At 66.2% G+C, this 16,228-nt stretch carries 20 protein-coding genes; 6 read left to right on the forward strand and 14 right to left on the reverse strand.

Annotated elements, in window-relative coordinates; genetic code table 11:
* Positions 1-46: 46 nt before the first annotated feature.
* The 3 genes from NF876_RS23220 (at position 47) to NF876_RS23230 (ending at position 3,714) form a co-directional block, all read left to right on the forward strand.
* Complete coding sequence (locus NF876_RS23220) at positions 47-1,564, forward strand: ATPase domain-containing protein (protein ID WP_262266334.1); 1,518 nt, start codon at positions 47-49, stop codon at positions 1,562-1,564.
* Positions 1,551-2,591 (forward strand): sensor histidine kinase, encoded by a 1,041-nt coding sequence (locus NF876_RS23225; RefSeq protein WP_373371190.1) that lies wholly within the window; start codon positions 1,551-1,553, stop codon positions 2,589-2,591. Before NF876_RS23220 ends, NF876_RS23225 begins: the two co-directional genes overlap by 14 nt.
* Positions 2,592-3,498: 907 nt before the next feature.
* The gene (locus tag NF876_RS23230) at positions 3,499-3,714 is read left to right on the forward strand and encodes a DUF6894 family protein (protein WP_262266332.1); all 216 of its coding nucleotides are present in this window, start codon (positions 3,499-3,501) and stop codon (positions 3,712-3,714) included.
* A 65-nt stretch (positions 3,715-3,779) separates the two neighbouring features.
* On the opposite strand, the gene NF876_RS23235 is transcribed toward NF876_RS23230, so the two are convergent.
* Both NF876_RS23235 and NF876_RS23240 read right to left on the reverse strand, forming a co-directional pair.
* Entirely contained in the window at positions 3,780-4,019 is a 240-nt protein-coding gene (locus NF876_RS23235) for a hypothetical protein (protein ID WP_262266331.1), read from the reverse strand.
* 193 nt (positions 4,020-4,212) lie between these two features.
* The gene (locus NF876_RS23240; protein ID WP_262266330.1) at positions 4,213-4,461 is read right to left on the reverse strand and encodes a DUF6894 family protein; all 249 of its coding nucleotides are present in this window, start codon (positions 4,459-4,461) and stop codon (positions 4,213-4,215) included.
* A gap of 539 nt (positions 4,462-5,000) precedes the next feature.
* On the opposite strand from NF876_RS23240, the gene NF876_RS23245 reads away from it, so the two are divergent.
* Both NF876_RS23245 and NF876_RS23250 read left to right on the forward strand, forming a co-directional pair.
* The gene (locus NF876_RS23245) at positions 5,001-5,300 is read left to right on the forward strand and encodes a DUF6455 family protein (RefSeq protein ID WP_262266329.1); all 300 of its coding nucleotides are present in this window, start codon (positions 5,001-5,003) and stop codon (positions 5,298-5,300) included.
* A 17-nt stretch (positions 5,301-5,317) separates the two neighbouring features.
* Positions 5,318-5,719: a hypothetical protein gene (locus NF876_RS23250; RefSeq protein WP_262266328.1), complete on the forward strand. Its 402-nt coding sequence runs from the start codon at positions 5,318-5,320 to the stop codon at positions 5,717-5,719.
* A gap of 150 nt (positions 5,720-5,869) precedes the next feature.
* Here NF876_RS23250 and NF876_RS23255 read toward each other — a convergent pair whose 3' ends face one another.
* The 3 genes from NF876_RS23255 to NF876_RS23265 form a co-directional block, all read right to left on the reverse strand.
* Complete coding sequence (locus NF876_RS23255) at positions 5,870-6,715, reverse strand: HD domain-containing protein (RefSeq protein ID WP_262266327.1); 846 nt, start codon at positions 6,713-6,715, stop codon at positions 5,870-5,872.
* Positions 6,716-6,944: 229 nt separating this feature from the next.
* Complete coding sequence (locus tag NF876_RS23260) at positions 6,945-7,631, reverse strand: CBS domain-containing protein (protein WP_262266326.1); 687 nt, start codon at positions 7,629-7,631, stop codon at positions 6,945-6,947.
* Positions 7,632-7,662: 31 nt separating this feature from the next.
* A complete protein-coding gene (locus tag NF876_RS23265) occupies positions 7,663-8,034 on the reverse strand; it encodes a response regulator transcription factor (protein WP_262266325.1) in 372 nt (123 codons plus the stop codon).
* A gap of 284 nt (positions 8,035-8,318) precedes the next feature.
* On the opposite strand from NF876_RS23265, the gene NF876_RS23270 reads away from it, so the two are divergent.
* Complete coding sequence (locus NF876_RS23270; protein ID WP_262266324.1) at positions 8,319-8,450, forward strand: hypothetical protein; 132 nt, start codon at positions 8,319-8,321, stop codon at positions 8,448-8,450.
* A gap of 49 nt (positions 8,451-8,499) precedes the next feature.
* Here the strand turns inward: NF876_RS23270 and ccoS are convergent, their stop codons facing one another.
* The 9 genes from ccoS to NF876_RS23315 all read right to left on the reverse strand — a co-directional run bounded on the left by ccoS (position 8,500) and on the right by NF876_RS23315 (position 16,167).
* Positions 8,500-8,673, reverse strand: a complete 174-nt coding sequence (ccoS, locus tag NF876_RS23275; RefSeq protein ID WP_262266323.1) for a cbb3-type cytochrome oxidase assembly protein CcoS — start codon at positions 8,671-8,673, stop codon at positions 8,500-8,502.
* The gene (locus NF876_RS23280) at positions 8,673-10,928 is read right to left on the reverse strand and encodes a heavy metal translocating P-type ATPase (RefSeq protein ID WP_262266322.1); all 2,256 of its coding nucleotides are present in this window, start codon (positions 10,926-10,928) and stop codon (positions 8,673-8,675) included. Before NF876_RS23280 ends, ccoS begins: the two co-directional genes overlap by 1 nt.
* Positions 10,928-11,734 carry a DUF2189 domain-containing protein gene (locus tag NF876_RS23285; RefSeq protein WP_262266321.1) on the reverse strand — a complete coding sequence of 269 codons (807 nt, stop codon included), beginning with the start codon at positions 11,732-11,734 and terminating at the stop codon, positions 10,928-10,930. The genes NF876_RS23280 and NF876_RS23285 overlap by 1 nt, the downstream gene beginning before the upstream one ends.
* Before the next feature lie 36 nt (positions 11,735-11,770).
* Complete coding sequence (locus tag NF876_RS23290) at positions 11,771-11,971, reverse strand: hypothetical protein (RefSeq protein WP_262266320.1); 201 nt, start codon at positions 11,969-11,971, stop codon at positions 11,771-11,773.
* Positions 11,968-12,849, reverse strand: coding sequence for a cytochrome-c oxidase, cbb3-type subunit III (gene ccoP / locus NF876_RS23295; RefSeq protein ID WP_262266319.1), 882 nt, complete (start codon positions 12,847-12,849; stop codon positions 11,968-11,970). The genes NF876_RS23290 and ccoP overlap by 4 nt, the downstream gene beginning before the upstream one ends.
* Complete coding sequence (locus tag NF876_RS23300; protein ID WP_262270904.1) at positions 12,840-13,010, reverse strand: cbb3-type cytochrome c oxidase subunit 3; 171 nt, start codon at positions 13,008-13,010, stop codon at positions 12,840-12,842. The genes ccoP and NF876_RS23300 overlap by 10 nt, the downstream gene beginning before the upstream one ends.
* 25 nt (positions 13,011-13,035) lie before the next feature.
* Positions 13,036-13,788: a cytochrome-c oxidase, cbb3-type subunit II gene (ccoO, locus tag NF876_RS23305; RefSeq protein ID WP_262266317.1), complete on the reverse strand. Its 753-nt coding sequence runs from the start codon at positions 13,786-13,788 to the stop codon at positions 13,036-13,038.
* 5 nt (positions 13,789-13,793) lie between these two features.
* On the reverse strand, positions 13,794-15,449 hold the full coding sequence (gene ccoN / locus NF876_RS23310; RefSeq protein WP_262266316.1) for a cytochrome-c oxidase, cbb3-type subunit I: 1,656 nt from the start codon (positions 15,447-15,449) through the stop codon (positions 13,794-13,796).
* Between the two features lie 298 nt (positions 15,450-15,747).
* Complete coding sequence (locus NF876_RS23315) at positions 15,748-16,167, reverse strand: c-type cytochrome (protein WP_262266315.1); 420 nt, start codon at positions 16,165-16,167, stop codon at positions 15,748-15,750.
* Positions 16,168-16,228: the final 61 nt, after the last annotated feature.

Here is a 16,228-nt window from a genome sequence, read left to right on the forward strand (position 1 = left end):
CTCAGCTCAAGCCTAGATCGCAAGCGTGCGCACACAAGGACAGCCCATGACGCTTCCACTGCCTTCGGATGCCGCCCCGATCCCGTCAGGGGTTCCAGGCCTCGATGATCTTCTCGCCGGTGGCTATGCTGCCAACCGGGCTCACCTGATCGAGGGGCGGCCAGGCTCCGGCAAGACGACGCTGGGGATGCAGTTCCTCATGGCCGGCGCCAAGCTGGGCGAGACCTGCCTCTACATCACCCTGTCCGAAAGCAAGCGCGAGCTCCTGTCCGTCGCCTCCCGCCGCGGCTGGTCGCTCGAGGGCATCGAGATCTTCGAGCTGGTGCCGCCGGAGCTGAGCCTCAATCCCAAGCAGCAACAGAGCCTGGTCTACTCCTCCGATCTGGAGCTCGGCGAGACCGTGCGCATGGCGCTGGCGGAGATCGAGCGGGTCAAGCCGAGCCGGGTCGTGTTCGACTCGCTGTCGGAGATCCGGCTCCTGTCCCAAGGCTCCCTGCGTTACCGCCGGCAGGTGCTGGCGTTGAAGAGCTACTTCCTGCTCAATGACGCCACGGTTCTGATGCTCGACGACCTCACATCCGAGCAGGATGATCTCAACCTGCACTCCATCAGCCATGCGGTGATCCGCCTCGACCAGGTTGTCCCGGCCTATGGGTCGGAACGGCGCCGGATCACGGTGACGAAGATGCGGGGCACGGCCTTCCGCGGTGGCTATCACGATCTCATCATCGAGCGTGGCGGGCTGCGGATCTTTCCCCGTCTCGTGGCGGCCGATCATCACACGGCGTTTGCGTTCGAGGCGATCCCCAGCGGAATCGATGAGTTGGATACCATCCTTGGAGGAGGCTTGAGCCGGGGGACGAGCACACTCGTCGTTGGTCCCTCGGGCGCCGGCAAGTCAACGCTCGCGCTCGGCTACCTCTGTGCCGCCCTGGAGCGCCGCGAACCCGCTCTCATGATCAGCTTCGATGAGACGACCGGCATCCTGATGCAACGGGCGAAGGGCGTCGGCTTCGATCTGGCGCCTCATGTGGAGGCCGGGCGGCTGCGCATCGAGCAGATCGATCCGGCCAACGTCTCGCCAGGCGAATTCGCCGGCCGCGTGCGGGAAGCCGTTGAGGAGGGTGGCGCGAAGGTCGTCGTGATCGACAGTCTCACCGGGTACTTAAACGCCATGCCGGAGCAGCCCTTCATCGTGCTCCAGATGCACGAACTGCTCACATACCTGAACCAGCAGGGCGTGGTGACGATCCTGATCCTGGCCCAGCATGGGATGGTCGGCCAGATGGTCTCACCGATCGACCTGACCTACCTGAGCGACGCGGTGGTGCTTCTGCGCTTCTTCGAGGCCAACGGCCGCATCCTACGGGCACTGTCGGTGGTCAAGCGACGCACGGGCCCGCACGAGGACACGATCCGCGAGTTCCGGATCGACAGCCAGGGCTTGCGCGTTGGTGGTCCGCTGGAGCAATTCCGGGGTGTGTTGACAGGCGTACCGACGTTCGAGGGCCAGCGCGCCTCGCTTCTCGAGGAGCGTGAGATCGTCCATGATGCAGGCCGATGAGGTATCCGTGCTGATCCTCGCCCCACACGGGCGGGACGGCACGGTGGCAGCGGCCATTCTCGGCGAGGTCGGAATAGAAGCCACGATCTGCTCCGATCTCGAGACGCTCGTCGCGAGGTTGGATGCGTCAGCCTGCGGGGTGATTACGGAAGAGGCGCTTCTCAGTGCCGACCGACGGGAGCTGGCCGACTGGGTCAATTCGCAGCCGCCCTGGTCCGATTTCCCCTTCGTCCTGCTCACCCATCGCGGCGGCGAGCCGGTCGAGCACCTGACCGCGTTGCTCGGGAACGTCACGATCCTAGAGCGGCCCTTCCATCCCGCCGTTCTGGTAAATGCCGTTCGCTCGGCCCTTCGGGCGCGACAGCGGCAGCGGGAGGTGGAAGCCCATCTCGAGGAGCGGCAGCGGACGCACGAACGTCAGGCCCTGCTGATCCGTGAGCTGCATCACCGGGTCAAGAACACCCTTGCGACCGTGCAGGGACTTCTCGGGGCCACCGCCCGCTCCACGCACTCCGTGAAGGAATTCTATCACTCGTTCGCGGATCGGATCGTCTCCCTGTCCAACACCCACAACCTCCTCACGGAGGATTACTGGCAGACAGCACCGCTGATCGAGATGTTCAGGAACGAACTGGCCCATTACGACGATGGCGCACAGCGGCGGATCACCCTCGACGGGCCGCCGGTGGAGCTTTCGGCCGATCTGGCCGTGCCGATCGGCATGGCCGTGCATGAGCTGACCACGAACGCGGCGAAGCACGGGGCCCTCTCGGTTCCGGGCGGGCAGATCACCGTCGCGTGGAAGGTCCGGGAGCTGGAATCCGAGCGCCGGCTTGCCATCGAGTGGGTGGAACGGGGCGGGCCGCCGGTGGCGCAACCCAGCCGTAAGGGCTTTGGCTCGACGCTGCTGCATCGGGTGCTGACCCATCAGTGCCACGCGGCGATCGACATCGCCTACGATCCCGAGGGACTGTCCTGCCACATGGATATTCCTCTCGTCGAGGAACGGCTCGTGCCGGAATATTGATGGCCGTGGCAAGCCCGGCAGCGGGCCTCGCCCCTACCGCATTCTGCCCGCCCGTCCTGCCGCAAACCAGGATTCGGTTTCGATCCCGCACGAAGTTTCGGAGCCCCCGACAACGAGCACCAGAAGGACTCCCGCGCATACACAAAGCGCAGCGTGCTTCTCACCCCAGTCGCGCCGAACATCAACCAAGTCACTCATCAGGTCTCAACGAGCCGCCTAGGCTTGGAAATTGCCAACCGCTGAAGGTCTGGAAATGGCAGATTTCGTTGAAAAACTCCCGAGCACTGCTTGGTCGGTCTATTACTGGCGTCCGTGTGCCAGGTGAGACTCAACATCCTGTATGTTGCCGACACGAAAAACGGCAGTTGCGGACTTTTTCAACAGCATCGACCCTGTGCGGACTTTTCCTTGGTTGGCTCGTCACTTTCTGCGGCTCTGTTTCACATGAGTTAGGGCAGACCCGTCAGGGCCGGAGCAGGCTGACCTTTGGAACGGGATAGCTTTCACCGTGGGTTCCTCAAGCCGCCCCGCTCACATGACCCGCCTGAACCGCGTACCCGCCGCGGCTTGGGCTGAAAGGGAGGCCAAGATCGACATTCCGCCTGGGCTGCGACCGCCTCCCACACCTTCCCGTCGAGAGGCGCTTGTCTCAGCTTCACAACTTGAGCCTTTTGACCGGATCATCCGGAACACCGTCAGTGACGTGTGACCTGCGGGTCACCACGGGCCCGTCGTTCATCGACAGGGCCCGTTTCATGTCGTTCCTCCGATCGTGATGTCCCACAGGACCGGAGGCCGATTCACCCGTCCGCTCGAAACCTCGCCTCATCATCGAACAAGAGGGGCTCCTCGAGGTTGTAGCTCCAACCGCCCCGGCGCTCCGCCCCATGAGCCATAGGGGATGCCGATGCCCCGCTACTATTTCCACCTGCGCTCCAAGGACCGGTTCATCTGGGATGAGGAAGGGGTGGATCTGCCCGATCCGACAACAGCCCAGGGCGCGGCCGACAAGGTGGCGGCGGAGCTCCACGGCGGTCTGCTGCATGAAAGCAAGGTTGCCTGCTGCTGGACTGTGGCGGTCACGGACGAGGGCGATCAACTCATCCATGTCACATCGCTCTAAGACGGGCAGCGAGGCTCGGGCGGGTGATGCCCTCAGGGCCGAGCTGACGGACCGGTACGCCCTGTTCAAGCAGGCGCCCGGCGCATGGGGAATGACGGCGCTTCCCGCGCGAGCAGTGCCCTGACTTCCCGCAGCTCCCAATACGGGTGCGGCAACAGCGGGTCGAGCTCCGCCTCAATCTGCTCCATCAATTGGATTTGCTGCTCGACCTGCGCCCGGAACCGTTGATGAGCCTCCCGAAGTTGCGTGGTTTCCGCCAAGACGACCTCAGCGCGCCTGATCAGGGGATCTTTCTCGACGTCCATGATGCAGTCTCTTCAGTCCCGATCCCTCCGTTTCGAAGGATACGGGTATGTCGGACGATCCAACAGCTTGCGGGACTCCTCGATCACGCGTTTCGTCTCCTCCACTGTCTGCCGGGCCAGCTTGAGTGAAAGCCGGACCGAGCGCCGATGAGCATCGTGGCCGCATGGCCGGGAATGAGGATCAGCCCTCGGCTTACCCATCCTGATGATCGAGCCATTCAGCCGCCAACGACAAGGTCGCCCGGAACAGATAATGCCCGTCCTCATTCCTGACCTCCACCATAAAGTCGCGCCGGTCTCCATCGGGCAGTTCATCCCGGGCGATGTCCGGCAGCACCTTGATGGCGGCATCGCGCATTGCCTTGCGGCCCTGGCACAGGCTTCCCACCTCGTCGCGGGTGAAGCGTTCGCCGTCGTGAATGTCGAAATAGAAGCGGTGCATCAGACGCTCCCCTTCTGCTACAGGCGGGAGCGCACGCATCTCTCGGTCGCCGGAGCCTGGAACCCATGCCGGCGATGGAGGATAACGCCTCATCGGCTAGCCTGTTCAGATCCGCAACCCAGGCATCAGTGCCAACTGCACTCCACAAGCGGCCTTTGGGAAATTCCACCTGTGCCCCCGCAACGTCTCTTGATGACCTTGGGCTGACCCAACACGGTCTGCCTGTCCCGCATGCCCACGACGGCTGGGGGTATGTGGATGTCCGCGCCTCCATTGCCCTGGGCAGATGCCTCGAAACGATCCGGGAGGAAGCGGGTCAGAGGGCGACACTTGTCGGGGCGGGAGTCATTTAGGGATTCGTGAGGGCCGATGGCCCATAGCTGCGTCGTCAGCCGATGCAGGTGAGGACGAATTCACGAATGTTGTGGATTACATCCCTCCCGCTCCCGGCAGTCGTGCCGCTCTTTGTCCTGGAGCAAGGAATGCCGCCGGGAGATAGGGCCTCCTGTCCGCCAGTGTTCCAATCGGAGGGACCGTCCATGGGATCGGGAACGGCCGGAAGGAGAACGCCGCGTACGCGGTCATGGCCGAGAAGCCGATGGGTGGAGCGGCAGGCCGGCCTGTTCGGCCGGATGATGGAGAGGGTCCGTGCGGAACCCGGCGCGACGGCCCGGGAGCGGTTCGAGGGTGGCTTCGCCGCCGCCTGCCGGCGATGCCTGACCTGCCCGAACGCGACCGAATGCGGACGCTGGCTCGAGGGCGGGGGTGCCGACGCGCCGCCGCCCTTCTGCCCGAATGCCGCTTTCCTGAACCGCGTGCGGGCGTCGGGCACGGCCTGATCCGCCGGACGCCAATGATGGCCGAGGATCCTGCCGGAGGATTGCGAACGCACGTTGCCGCCGGACTGGCGATCGCTGCCGGCCTCCTGACAGTCCTCTCCGGCGGGATGTCCTTGCTCGTGGGCCGGACGACAGGTGAAGAGACCGCGGCCTCCCTCCTGTTTTGGCTCGACCTCGCGGCCGGCTTCGCGTGCGTCGTCACCGGAGCTGGGCTGCTGGCGCGGAGGGCATGGGCGGTTTGGTCTGCCAGCGTGATCGCACTGGCCACCGTCGCGGCCTTTGGCGCCCTCGGGTTTCACATTCTCCAGGGAGGAGCCTACGCGACCCGCACCATTGCCGCGATGATGCTGCGGACCGTGATCTCACAGGTGATCATGGTTGCCGCCTGGCGGGATGCCCTGGAAGGCGGCCGTCCCTGAACGTCAGCCTCCACCCTCGAACCTCCTCGGATCACGCGTGGGCGCCCCTGGAGCCGCCATCATCGGTTGATGGGCCCGTCTGGCAGTGCCTGATCGCAGACGGGACCCTGCCGCAGGAGCCTGCGGCAGGAGCGGCGGAATTCCGAGGCTCTAATGCTGCGGCCCCATGAGGGCGAAGGCGTGCTCGGCGCAGAACACGTGGCCGTGCAGGTTAGCGATCCACTGCCGGCCCGCCGCTGTCACGTTCAGGTAGCCGATGGCCTCCTCCAGGTGCGGCGAGACACTGGTCCAGTAGAAGTCGGGAAACCGCTCCACCAAGTCAGCGGGGGAGGCGTAGCCGAGCTGGCGGTTGAGGCCGATCTCCTCGAACTCGTAAAACAGTGCATTCGCCTTCTTCAGGTACAGTGGATCGCCGAGTTGGCCGATCAGGTCCGCGGCCTGGACCAGATGCCCTTCCCGATCCTCCGGGGCCTCGTCGGAGGGCTGGCATGCCGGGAAGCGGGTAAACTCGATCGCCCGCGCCACCCGCTCGGCGTCCAGCGTCGGCGAGGCTCCGAACCGCTCCATGACGAAGAGCTTGGAACGGTCGACATGGTGGCGGGTGAGTGCCGCATCCGACGCGCCGCGCTCCAGGGTGACGGTTCGGCCTTCCGCATCGACGACGAACCTGTCCTTGCCGTCACCTTTCAGGATGCCGCGGACATAGCCGATGTCGTGCAGCAGGCAGGCGACGATCAGGTGCGAGTAGTCCTCCGGCTCGAGGCGCTCGGTCAGCATGCGGCCACGCAGGATGTCCCGCCCTACCTGGGTGACCAGGAAGGTGTGCTCCACATTGTGGTAGAGGGCGTCGCTCTTGCCGAGGCATTCGAGGGCAACGCGTGCAACGCCGTCGAGCCGCTCGGCCTCGTCCCGGTGCGCGGAGCCGAACAGCCGTCGGAAGTCATCGGCGAGATGCTTGCCAAGCTCGTCCGCCACGATCGCGGGCATCGTCATCATGCCGGCCTCCCCTTGCTGCACGCCGTCCCCACCAGACAATCGTTACCGAACCCGCGTGAGGCTACGGCAGCGCGCCCGGCCCTAACCATCGAGGTGCATCGTCCCTTGCGATGATCGGCCGAGGTCAACCCGCACCCATGGCGACGGGTTTCGGAAGATGCCTCTTTTCCCCAGCGCATCCGCGTCGTTCTGGATGCGAATCCGAGCGTCACGGTCGGTGGGCGCTGCCTTAGATGCCGCCCGGTTCCCGGCGCATGAGGTGATCCTCCACCTTGGTCACGCCGGGCACGTTCTCGGCAGCGATCCGCAGGGCGCGGCGCTCCTCCTCGCTGCGCACGAAGCCGAACAGGTGGACGGCACCGTTCTCGACGACGATGTTTTTGGTCAGCATAGAAGCCCACGGCTGTGCCCTCAGGTCGGCGATGAGCCGTTCCCGGATCGTGCGGTCGTCGGCGCTCACGTCCTTCGATATGTCCGTGGCGGCCAAGGCCTGGAGCAGGTTGCCGCGCGAAACGATGCCAATGAGCCGTCCATCGCGCACCACGGGCACGCGCTTGATCCCGTGCTTCTCCATCCGGCGGGCGATGTCCGCGAGGGACGCGGTATCCGGCACGCTGATCACCCGGGTGGTCATGACGTCCCGGACGGAACGGGCATGGGTCTTGGCATAATCGCGCGCCAGGGCATCCTCGCCCGTGAGCAGCCGCAGCCACCAGGAGCGGCGCTGCTCGCCGATAGTGCCGGCATGGCCGATCAGGTCGCCCTCGCTCACGATGCCGACTACCTTGCCGTCTGTGTCGACGACGGGCACGCCGCTGATGCCGCGTTCGTGGAGGAGCCGGGCGACATCCGGCACCGGGGTCTCGGGCGAAACGGTGACGACCTCCGTCGTCATGACATCATTGGCGGTCAGCATGATGCAGCTCCTATGGGTTGGTGAACATGGGTCAGCGGCTTATGGCGCTGGTGATGCCCTCGAGCAGGGCGCCGTCTTCCAAGGGCTTCTCGAGCACCAGCCGGAAGCCCGCCCGCAGGGCACGCTCGCGCAGGCACGGGGAACCCGGCGTGGTGATCAGGATCGCGGGGAGCACAACATGACGTTCGCGCAGCCTGTCCAAGAGGGCGATACCGTCCATTCCAGGCATGGTGAGGTCGATGACAAGGCAGCCGACCGGAGGCAACACTCCGTCTGCGAGGAGCTGGGCGCCATCCTCGTAGAGGCGCACCTCGAAGCCTTCCTGCTCTAGGGAGAACTTCAGCGACTGCCTGACGGCGCCGTCGTCGTCGACGACGAGGACCGGTCCCGTGATCGTGGGCATGGTGAAGCCTGTGTTGTGACGATGGCAACCTTACGCCATCCGCAACAGGCAGCCGTTGATCTGCATCAAGCAGCCACCGCCGTCCGGCTCAGGACTTTCCCGTAGGCGTGCAAGGATCCTGCGAGCGCGGTAGGCTGCTCTCCCTGGTCTGCCGGCCAGCGCCAGCGCCGGCACTCCCGGCTTCCGTGCCCTTTGGGCCGGAGGCATCGGACTGCCTGGGGTCGCCGCTGGAACGGAAGCGGTCTGGAATCCGTTGGGTGTCATCGGGAAAGGATGAGCGGATCGTGCCTCGCTTCGTTGCCAAGCCGTTTCACTGGGTGGCGATACTCGCCCTGGCTTCGGGGGCGGCCGTGCTGGTGCCGAGTCTCGCGGCACTCGGCATGACGCTGGTGGCCGTGATCCTCAAGCTCGCCTGACAGGGGCTGCGCGCGACCCCTCAGCCGCGGCCCGGCAATGCGAGGAACATCACCCTTCCTGACGGGCTTGGCCTTTGCCACCCGGATCCTCTTCGAGGAGCACCCGTTCCGCCGCCCCATCCAGATCGTCGTATTGCCCATTGCGGAGGGACCACAGGAACGCGGCCAATCCGGCACATGCCATGCCCAGTCCGATCAGGATCAGCCACCACATGGAACCCATCAGTTCCTCCCTGGTGCCCCGGGACTCACGGCGCCGTTCGGGCTGGACGGAAGCCTCAGGGCATTGGCGACCACGACGATCGAGGACAGCGACATGGCGACGGCCGCGACGAGGGGCGTCACGTATCCCAGCATCGCCACGGGCACCGCCAGGGCATTGTAGCCGACCGCGAGAGCGAAGTTCTGGAAGATCAGCGTCCTGGACCGGCGCGCCATCCCGAGGGCGGCGACGACGGCGGAAAGACTTTCGTTCAGGAACACGAAGTCGGCGGCGTTGCGGCCGATGTCCGCCGCCGTGGCGGGCGCCATGGACACGTGGGCGGCCGACAGCGCAGGCGCATCGTTCAGCCCGTCCCCAACCATCAGGACCTTTCGGCCCTGCTTCCCGCGGGCCGTGATCCCAGCCACTTTCCCAGCGGGCAGGAGTTCCGCCTTGAAGTCATGGATACCGAGATTCAATGCCAGACTCCTGACCACCGGCTCCCGGTCCCCCGACAGGACCTCCACCGCCAGTCGCTGGCGCACCAGGTCATCCACGGACTCCCGTGCGTCGGGACGGATGCTGTCCTTCAGGACGAATGTCGCCAGCAAGTCGCCATTCCTCGCCAAGCAGGACACGGACGCGGCGAGTCCGTCGTCGGGATTCCGTCCCTCAAGCGCCCATTCCGGTCGCCCGAGCCGATACCTGTCCCCGTCCCGGACGGCCTCGAGTCCCAGGCCGGGCATCTCCTCGATGCGCTCGAACGCCATGGTCCGGCCCGCGCCTTGGGCGGCGGCCTCCGCGATCGCCCTCGCAGCCGGATGGCGGGAACCGATGGTCATCCCGAGCGCGATCCCCATCGCCGACGGCGGGATCTCCTCCGCATTGGCGAGGGAGGGACGGCCGAGCGTCAGGGTGCCGGTCTTGTCGAAGGCCACGCCGTCGATCTCGGCCATGCGCTCCAGGGCGGAGCCGTCCTTGACCATGATCCCCCGTTCGAACAGGCGGCGCGCGGCCACGACTTGCACGATGGGCACCGCCAGCCCCAGGGCGCAGGGACAGGTGATGATCAGCACCGCGATGGCGATGGTGACGGACACGTGCCAATCCCCGGTGAGGTACAGCCAACCCAGGAAGGACAGCAGGGCCATCGCGTGGACCACGGGCGAGTAGAGCGCGGCGGCGCGGTCGGCCAGCCGGCGGTAGCGGGTCCGCCCGCCCTCGGCCGCCTCCATCATCCGGACCATTTCCGCCAGGAAGGAATCCTCTGCCCGTGCCGCCGCCCGGACCGTCAGCGCGCCCATGAGGTTCATCACCCCCGCCTGGACCTCGTCTCCGGCAGCCACCGGTCGCGGCGCCGACTCCCCGGAGATCATCGAGCAGTCGAGTTCTGATGCTCCCTGTTCGACCACGCCGTCGACCGGAACTCGCTCGCCTGCCGCGACGAGCACCGTTGCGCCGGGCTCGATCTCCGACACGGGCACGTAGAGCGGCCGCCCGTCCCGGAGGACCGTGGCGCCACGCGGGGCAAGCCGCGCCAGGCCCGCCACGGCGGAGCGCGCCCGCTCGCGCATCACGTGGTCGAGGGTGCGGCCGATGAGGAGGAAGAACAGCAGGGACGTCGCCGCGTCGAAGTAGGCATGCGGCGCGTTGTGGAGCGTGTCATAGACGCTGAGCGCGAAGGCGAGCGTCACGCCGATGGATATCGGCACGTCCATGTTGGTGCGGCCATGGCGCAACGCCGACCAGGCCGAGGCGTAGAAGACCTGGCCGGAATAGACGAGGGCCGGCAGGGCGAGCAGCGCGGAGATGAGGTGGAAGGCCTGCCGGGACCCGGCATCGGCCCCCGACCACACCGCCAGCGACAGCATCATGATGTTCATGGAGCAGAAGCCCGCCACCGCGAGCGCCTTGACGAGGCGCGCCAGCTCCGGATCCTTCGCGTCCTGATCCATCGTGAACAGGTGGGACTCGTAGCCGATGCCGCGCAGGGCGCCGATCAGGTCGGGCGGTACTCCGTCCGCGGTGCGCCACGCGACCGCGACGCGCTTCGTGGACAGGTTGACCCGCGCCCTCTCGACCCCGGGCAGCTTCGCGAGCGTCCGCTCGACCGCCGCGATGCAGGCGGCACACCTGACGCCCGGCACCGAGAGGTCCGTCTGGCGCGTGCCGTCGCCGAGGTCGCGGCTGGCGAGCCGGATCTCGTCCGCCGCAGTGCCGGACTGCGACTGAACCCCGAGCGCAGCCTGGACGTCGACGGGCGCGCAACAGGACATCAGCGCATCGCCCGATAGGCATGCCACGTGGCATGGCCCAGCAGCGGGAAGATGACGATGAAGCCGAGGAAGCCCGTCACGGCGCTGAGGACGAACAGGGCGAGCACGATGGCGCCCCAGGCGATCATCGGCGTGAGGTTGTTCCACACCATCGCCATGCTCGTGCCCATCGCCGTCAGCGCATCCGTGCGCCGATCGAGCAGCATCGGGATCGAGAACACGCTGATCGCAAAGGCGAAAGCCGCGAACAGACCGCCAATGAGTGTTCCGACAATGAGCATCGCCCAGCCGACCGGCGTCGTGAGCAGCATGGCGACGACCCCGTCGAGGCCCGGGAAGGGCCGGACGCCGAAGAACAGAGCGTACACCAGGACCGCAGCCCGGTTCCAGAGCAGCATGAGAAGGCAGAGCAGCAGCCCGGTGAAGAAGATCTGCGCCCCGGCCCTCGGCCGCACGAGCAGCATGGTGCGAAGGGTCGGATGCTCACCGGCTTCCAGGGCGCGGCTCTTCTCGTAGAGGCCGATGGCCAGAATCGGCGCGACGATCATGTATCCGGCAATGGCGGGGAACAGGATGTAATCCCGTCCCGAGGCAATCAGCGTCCAGACGAGGATGAGCGTGATGGCGAAGACCGCGACCCCGTAGGCGATGCTGAGGCCCGGCCGGACCAGCAGGTCACGCCAGCCAGCCCGCAGCCAGTCGAGCGCGGCCTGTGCCGGCAGGTGGCGCTGCCGCGCCGGGTTGCGCGTCTCCTCGATCGTGGAAACCTCGCTCAGCAGGCCGTAGGACTTATCCGCTTCGCTCATCTGTCATCCCCGAAGTCATGCATCGGTCGATCCTTCTCAGCAGGCGGGCTTCGCCGCCCGGAACTCGCCCGCCCTCGACCCGGCCTCCTTCAGGTGGGCGACGCACTCGGGCTGGGATGCCATCGCAACGTAGACGAGGTGGGCATTGGCGGCGGCCACGACGAGCAGCACGGCCGCTGCCAGGCCCCACGCCAGGAAAGGCCACTTGGACCGCCTTGTCACGCCAGCGCCCGTCATGGCTTCACTCTTCCCATGGAGTTGACGTACAGGGACAGGATCTTGATCTCCGCTGGGGTCAGGCGCTCGTCCCAGGTCGGCATGTGCCCCTGCCGCCCCCCATGGATCGTGTTGATCAGGGTCTGGAGGTCGCCGCCGTAGACCCAGAAGGGGTCGGTCAGGTTGGGGGCGCCGACCTCGCGGTTGCCCTTGCCGTCCTCGCCGTGGCAGGCCGCGCAGGTCGTGAGGAAGACCTCCCGTCCGGCCTGGACCTGGGGGACGTTCTGCGGCGTGGTCACCGCCGGATTGGACAGCGATTGCACGTAGGTCGCCACGTTCGTGACCTGGGTCCGGTCGAGCATCGCGTCGCGCCCGAAGGCCGGCATCTGCGCGACCCGGGTGTTCTGGTGGCGCGAGTTGATGCCGATCCGCATGGTCTCGGCGATCTTCTCCACCTCGCCGCCCCAGAGCCAGTCGTCGTCCGTCAGGTCGGGATAGTTGGCGCGGCCTTTCCCGTCCGCCCCGTGGCAGGCGGCGCAGTTGTCGCCGAAGAGCTGGCGGCCCGACGACCGGACGACCCTCATCAGGTCCTCGTTGGCCTGGATGTCCTCGAAGCTTCCCGTCTCGATGGCCTTCATCCAGGCGGCGCGCTGGGCCTGGGCGGCGACCAGATCCCGCTCGACGATCTGGCGCTGGTCGGTGCCCAGGATGCCCTTGGTGTAGGTCGTGATCAGCGGCCAAGTCGGCATCAGGATCCACCAGAGCAAGGCCCACACGTGCGTGACGACGATGAAGATCAGCACGCCGAGCGGAACGGCCGTATCGAGTTCCTTGATGCCGTTCCATTCGTGCCCGGTGGTCTTCTGACCGCTGACGGGATCGCGTTCCTCTACTGCCATGGCCGGTCGTCCCCATCGAGAATGTTCCGCTTGGCGTCGGGGGAACCCAGACCCGGGGACGGCCCCCACGCGTAGATGACCACGCAGATGCTGAAGGCGATCAGGTAGAACAGCCCCCAGCTCTTGGCGAAGCCGACGAGGGTGTCGTGGTCGATGTTCATGAACCGTCCTCCTGTCCGCTCGTCGTCAATTGCTCGGATTGGGCGCCTGTTGCGGCGCGGCCGTATTGGCGAAGGCGGCATCGGTGAGCTGTCCGAGCACCTGAAGATAGGCTACCAGTGCGTCCATCTCGGTGAGCTGCGTGGCCACGCCGTCGAAGGCGCTGACCTGCGTCTTCTCGCCGTAGCGTTCGGTTACGCCCGCCGCGAAGGGGCTGTCGGGCGCCGCCTGCCCGAAGGCGTCGCCGGCGGCGTTGGCGATCATCGCGTCGGTGTACGGCACCCCAAGCGCGCGTTGCGCCTCGAGGTGCCGCCCGAGGTCATTCGTCTCGAGCGCGGTCCGGGCGAGGAAGCTGTAAGCCGGCATGTTGGATTCCGGCACCACGTCGCGCGGATTGGTGAGGTGGGCGACGTGCCAGAAGTCGGAGTACTTGCCGCCGATGCGGGCGAGATCGGGACCGGTGCGCTTCGAGCCCCACAGCATCGGGCGGTCGTACTTGGACTCCACCGCCAGCGAGTAGGGGCCGTAGCGTTCGACCTCGTCGCGCAGGGTGCGGATCATCTGGCTGTGGCAGGCGTAGCAGCCCTCGCGGACATAGATGTTGCGGCCCGCCAGCTCCAACGGCGTGTAGAGGCGCAGGTCGGGCGCATCCTCAACGGTCTCGTGGATGGTGAACAGCGGCGCGATCTCGACGAGGCCGCCGACGCTGGCGGCGGCGATGATCGCGATCACGAAACCGATGGCGGTGCGCTCTAACTTGCGGTGGAACAGTTCGGGCATGGGGGTCACTCCGCCGGGGTTGCCGCGGCGCCGGGGGCGAGCCCGGTGTCCGGTACGTCCGCCTGCCTCTCGGCGGAGACGGGCACCGCACGCACGGTCATCCAGATGTTGAAGGCGGCGACCATGGCGCCGAGCAGGAAGAGCAGCCCGCCGAAGGCGCGCGCGATGTAGTACGGATACATGGCGACGAGCGAGTCGAGGAACGAATAGGCGAGCGTGCCCTCCGGCGTGTAGGTGCGCCACATCAGCCCCTGGAGGATGCCGGAATTCCACATGGCGAACACGTAGATGAGGGTGCCTGCGACGGCGAGCCAGAAGTGCACCTCGACCAAGGCCGGCGAGTACATCCGCTCGCGCTTCCACAGCGAGGGCACCAGGGTGTAGATCGAGCCGAAGGTGATGAACGCGACCCAGCCGAGCGCCCCCGCATGGACGTGGCCGACGGTCCAATCGGTGTAGTGGGAGAGCGCGTTGACCGGCCGGATCGCCAGGAAGGAGCCCTCGAAGGTCGACAGCCCGTAGAAGACTACCGCTACGAAGATAAAGCGCAGGGTCGCGTCATCCCTGACCTTCTGCCAGGCGCCGTTGAGGGTGAGCAGCGCGTTGCCGGCCGAGGCCCAGGAGGGGACGAGCAGCATCACCGAGAACGTCATGCCGAGGTTCTGCACCCAATGCGGCAGCGCCGTGTAGTGCAGGTGATGGGATCCGGCCCACATGTAGAAGAACGTGATGCCCCAGAAGCTGAGGATCGAGAGCCGGTAGGAGAAGATCGGGCGCTGCGCTCGGACGGGCAGATAGTAGTACAGCATGCCGAGGAAGCCTGCGGTGAGGAAGAACGCCACCGCGTTGTGGCCGTACCACCACTGCACCATGGCATCCTGCACGCCGGCCCAGATCGTGTAGCTTTTGGCCTGGCCGAACGAGACCGGGAGGGCGAGGTTGTTGACGATGTGGAGGATCGCCACCACGACGATGAACGCCATGAAGTACCAGTTGGCGACGTAGATGTGCGGCTCCTTGCGCCGGGCGAGCGTGCGCAGGAAGAGCACGAAGAAGGTGACCCACACGACCACCAGCCACAGGTCGGCGTACCATTCCGCCTCCGCGTACTCCTTCGACTGGGTCACGCCGATGAAGTAGCCGGTGACGGCGAGGATGCAGAAGAGGTTGAAACCGAGCAGCACGAACCACGGGCTGATCTGCCCGGCCAGTCGGGCGCGGGAGGTGCGCTGCACGACGTGGAAAGAGGTGGCGATGAGGGCGTTGCCGCCGAAGCCGAAGATCACGCCGGTCGTGTGCGTCGGGCGCAGGCGCCCGAAGGTCGACCACCCGGCGTCGAAGGCGAGGTCCGGCCAAGCCAACTGGGCCGCGGTCCAGACCCCCATGAACATGCCGAAGACAGCCCAGGCCAGCGTCAGGGCGATGCCGGCCTTGATCGGATCGTCATAGTAATGCGAGAGGCGATCCTGGGTCGGCTCGGGCTCGTAGTACGAGCGCATGACGAGCGCGCCGAGTCCCCCGCCGAAGAGCAGGACGATGACCCCGTGCACGCCGAGCGGATCCAAGCCGCCGGCTGCGGCCATGGCCAGGCCGGCAACGAAGACGCAAAGGAGGATCACCAGGGCGTTCTGGCGCTCGCCTGTGGTTAGCTGCTGAACCATGCCGATCCCTCTTCATGGCCGTGACGCATTCAAGCCAGGACCCCGAACCCGATTGCTTAAGCTTGTTTAACTGGCAACCGTCGACGCGACGTCAACCGTACTGCTCCGGTGTCATGCGCTCCGGCATGCCCGACCTCCACGTGGCAAGACTTTGCCCCTGCGAGGAGCATGGACCGGGACTTGCGCCGTCCCAATTCAGGAAAACCCCTTAGGCAATGGGGAGGGGACCGGGCCAAGGATGACCGTCCGTGGATTCCCATACGGCATGACAGGCCGACCAGTCGTGCCTCCGCCGAGTTCATCGGAACGCGAGTTGACGTTCTCCCGGGAGGGCGGAGGTCTTCTGGCCCGCGGCATCGAACTGCTTGAGGTAGGCGAGCAGGTCCTTGATGCGCTGCTCGTCCTTGAGGCCGGCATAGACCATCTTGGTGCCTGGCACCTTGGCCTTGGGATCCTTGATGTACTCGGAAAACGTCGCCTCGTCCCAGGTGATGCCGGAGTTCTTGTTGGCGGGCGAGTAGTTGTAGCCCTCCACCGTGCCCGCCTTGCGGCCGATGATGCCGTTGAGCACGGGACCGACGGCGTTCTTGGCGGTCGGCCCGATCTGGTGGCAGGCGCGGCACTGGGCGAAGGTCTTCTCCCCGGCCGCGGCATCCTGGGCCTGGGCGAGTGATGGGCTCAGGGCGAGGAGGAGGGGAATGATCAGGACTGTACGCATCAAGGTCTCCTTGCAGGTTGCGGGCAGGATCGGGATCTCCTGCCGTTCGGTTGTCGATCGA

The sequence above is a fragment of the Microvirga yunnanensis genome (assembly GCF_025460875.1).

Coding starts and splice junctions, on each gene's coding strand:
- NF876_RS23220 (WP_262266334.1), top strand. CDS start 47: ATGACGCTTCCACTGCCTTCGGATGCCGCCCCGATCCCGTCAGGGGTT.
- NF876_RS23225 (WP_373371190.1), top strand. CDS start 1,551: ATGCAGGCCGATGAGGTATCCGTGCTGATCCTCGCCCCACACGGGCGG.
- NF876_RS23230 (WP_262266332.1), top strand. CDS start 3,499: ATGCCCCGCTACTATTTCCACCTGCGCTCCAAGGACCGGTTCATCTGG.
- NF876_RS23235 (WP_262266331.1), bottom strand. CDS start 4,019: ATGGACGTCGAGAAAGATCCCCTGATCAGGCGCGCTGAGGTCGTCTTG.
- NF876_RS23240 (WP_262266330.1), bottom strand. CDS start 4,461: ATGCACCGCTTCTATTTCGACATTCACGACGGCGAACGCTTCACCCGC.
- NF876_RS23245 (WP_262266329.1), top strand. CDS start 5,001: ATGGGATCGGGAACGGCCGGAAGGAGAACGCCGCGTACGCGGTCATGG.
- NF876_RS23250 (WP_262266328.1), top strand. CDS start 5,318: ATGGCCGAGGATCCTGCCGGAGGATTGCGAACGCACGTTGCCGCCGGA.
- NF876_RS23255 (WP_262266327.1), bottom strand. CDS start 6,715: ATGATGACGATGCCCGCGATCGTGGCGGACGAGCTTGGCAAGCATCTC.
- NF876_RS23260 (WP_262266326.1), bottom strand. CDS start 7,631: ATGCTGACCGCCAATGATGTCATGACGACGGAGGTCGTCACCGTTTCG.
- NF876_RS23265 (WP_262266325.1), bottom strand. CDS start 8,034: ATGCCCACGATCACGGGACCGGTCCTCGTCGTCGACGACGACGGCGCC.
- ccoS (WP_262266323.1), bottom strand. CDS start 8,673: ATGGGTTCCATGTGGTGGCTGATCCTGATCGGACTGGGCATGGCATGT.
- NF876_RS23280 (WP_262266322.1), bottom strand. CDS start 10,928: ATGTCCTGTTGCGCGCCCGTCGACGTCCAGGCTGCGCTCGGGGTTCAG.
- NF876_RS23285 (WP_262266321.1), bottom strand. CDS start 11,734: ATGAGCGAAGCGGATAAGTCCTACGGCCTGCTGAGCGAGGTTTCCACG.
- NF876_RS23290 (WP_262266320.1), bottom strand. CDS start 11,971: ATGACGGGCGCTGGCGTGACAAGGCGGTCCAAGTGGCCTTTCCTGGCG.
- ccoP (WP_262266319.1), bottom strand. CDS start 12,849: ATGGCAGTAGAGGAACGCGATCCCGTCAGCGGTCAGAAGACCACCGGG.
- NF876_RS23300 (WP_262270904.1), bottom strand. CDS start 13,010: ATGAACATCGACCACGACACCCTCGTCGGCTTCGCCAAGAGCTGGGGG.
- ccoO (WP_262266317.1), bottom strand. CDS start 13,788: ATGCCCGAACTGTTCCACCGCAAGTTAGAGCGCACCGCCATCGGTTTC.
- ccoN (WP_262266316.1), bottom strand. CDS start 15,449: ATGGTTCAGCAGCTAACCACAGGCGAGCGCCAGAACGCCCTGGTGATC.
- NF876_RS23315 (WP_262266315.1), bottom strand. CDS start 16,167: ATGCGTACAGTCCTGATCATTCCCCTCCTCCTCGCCCTGAGCCCATCA.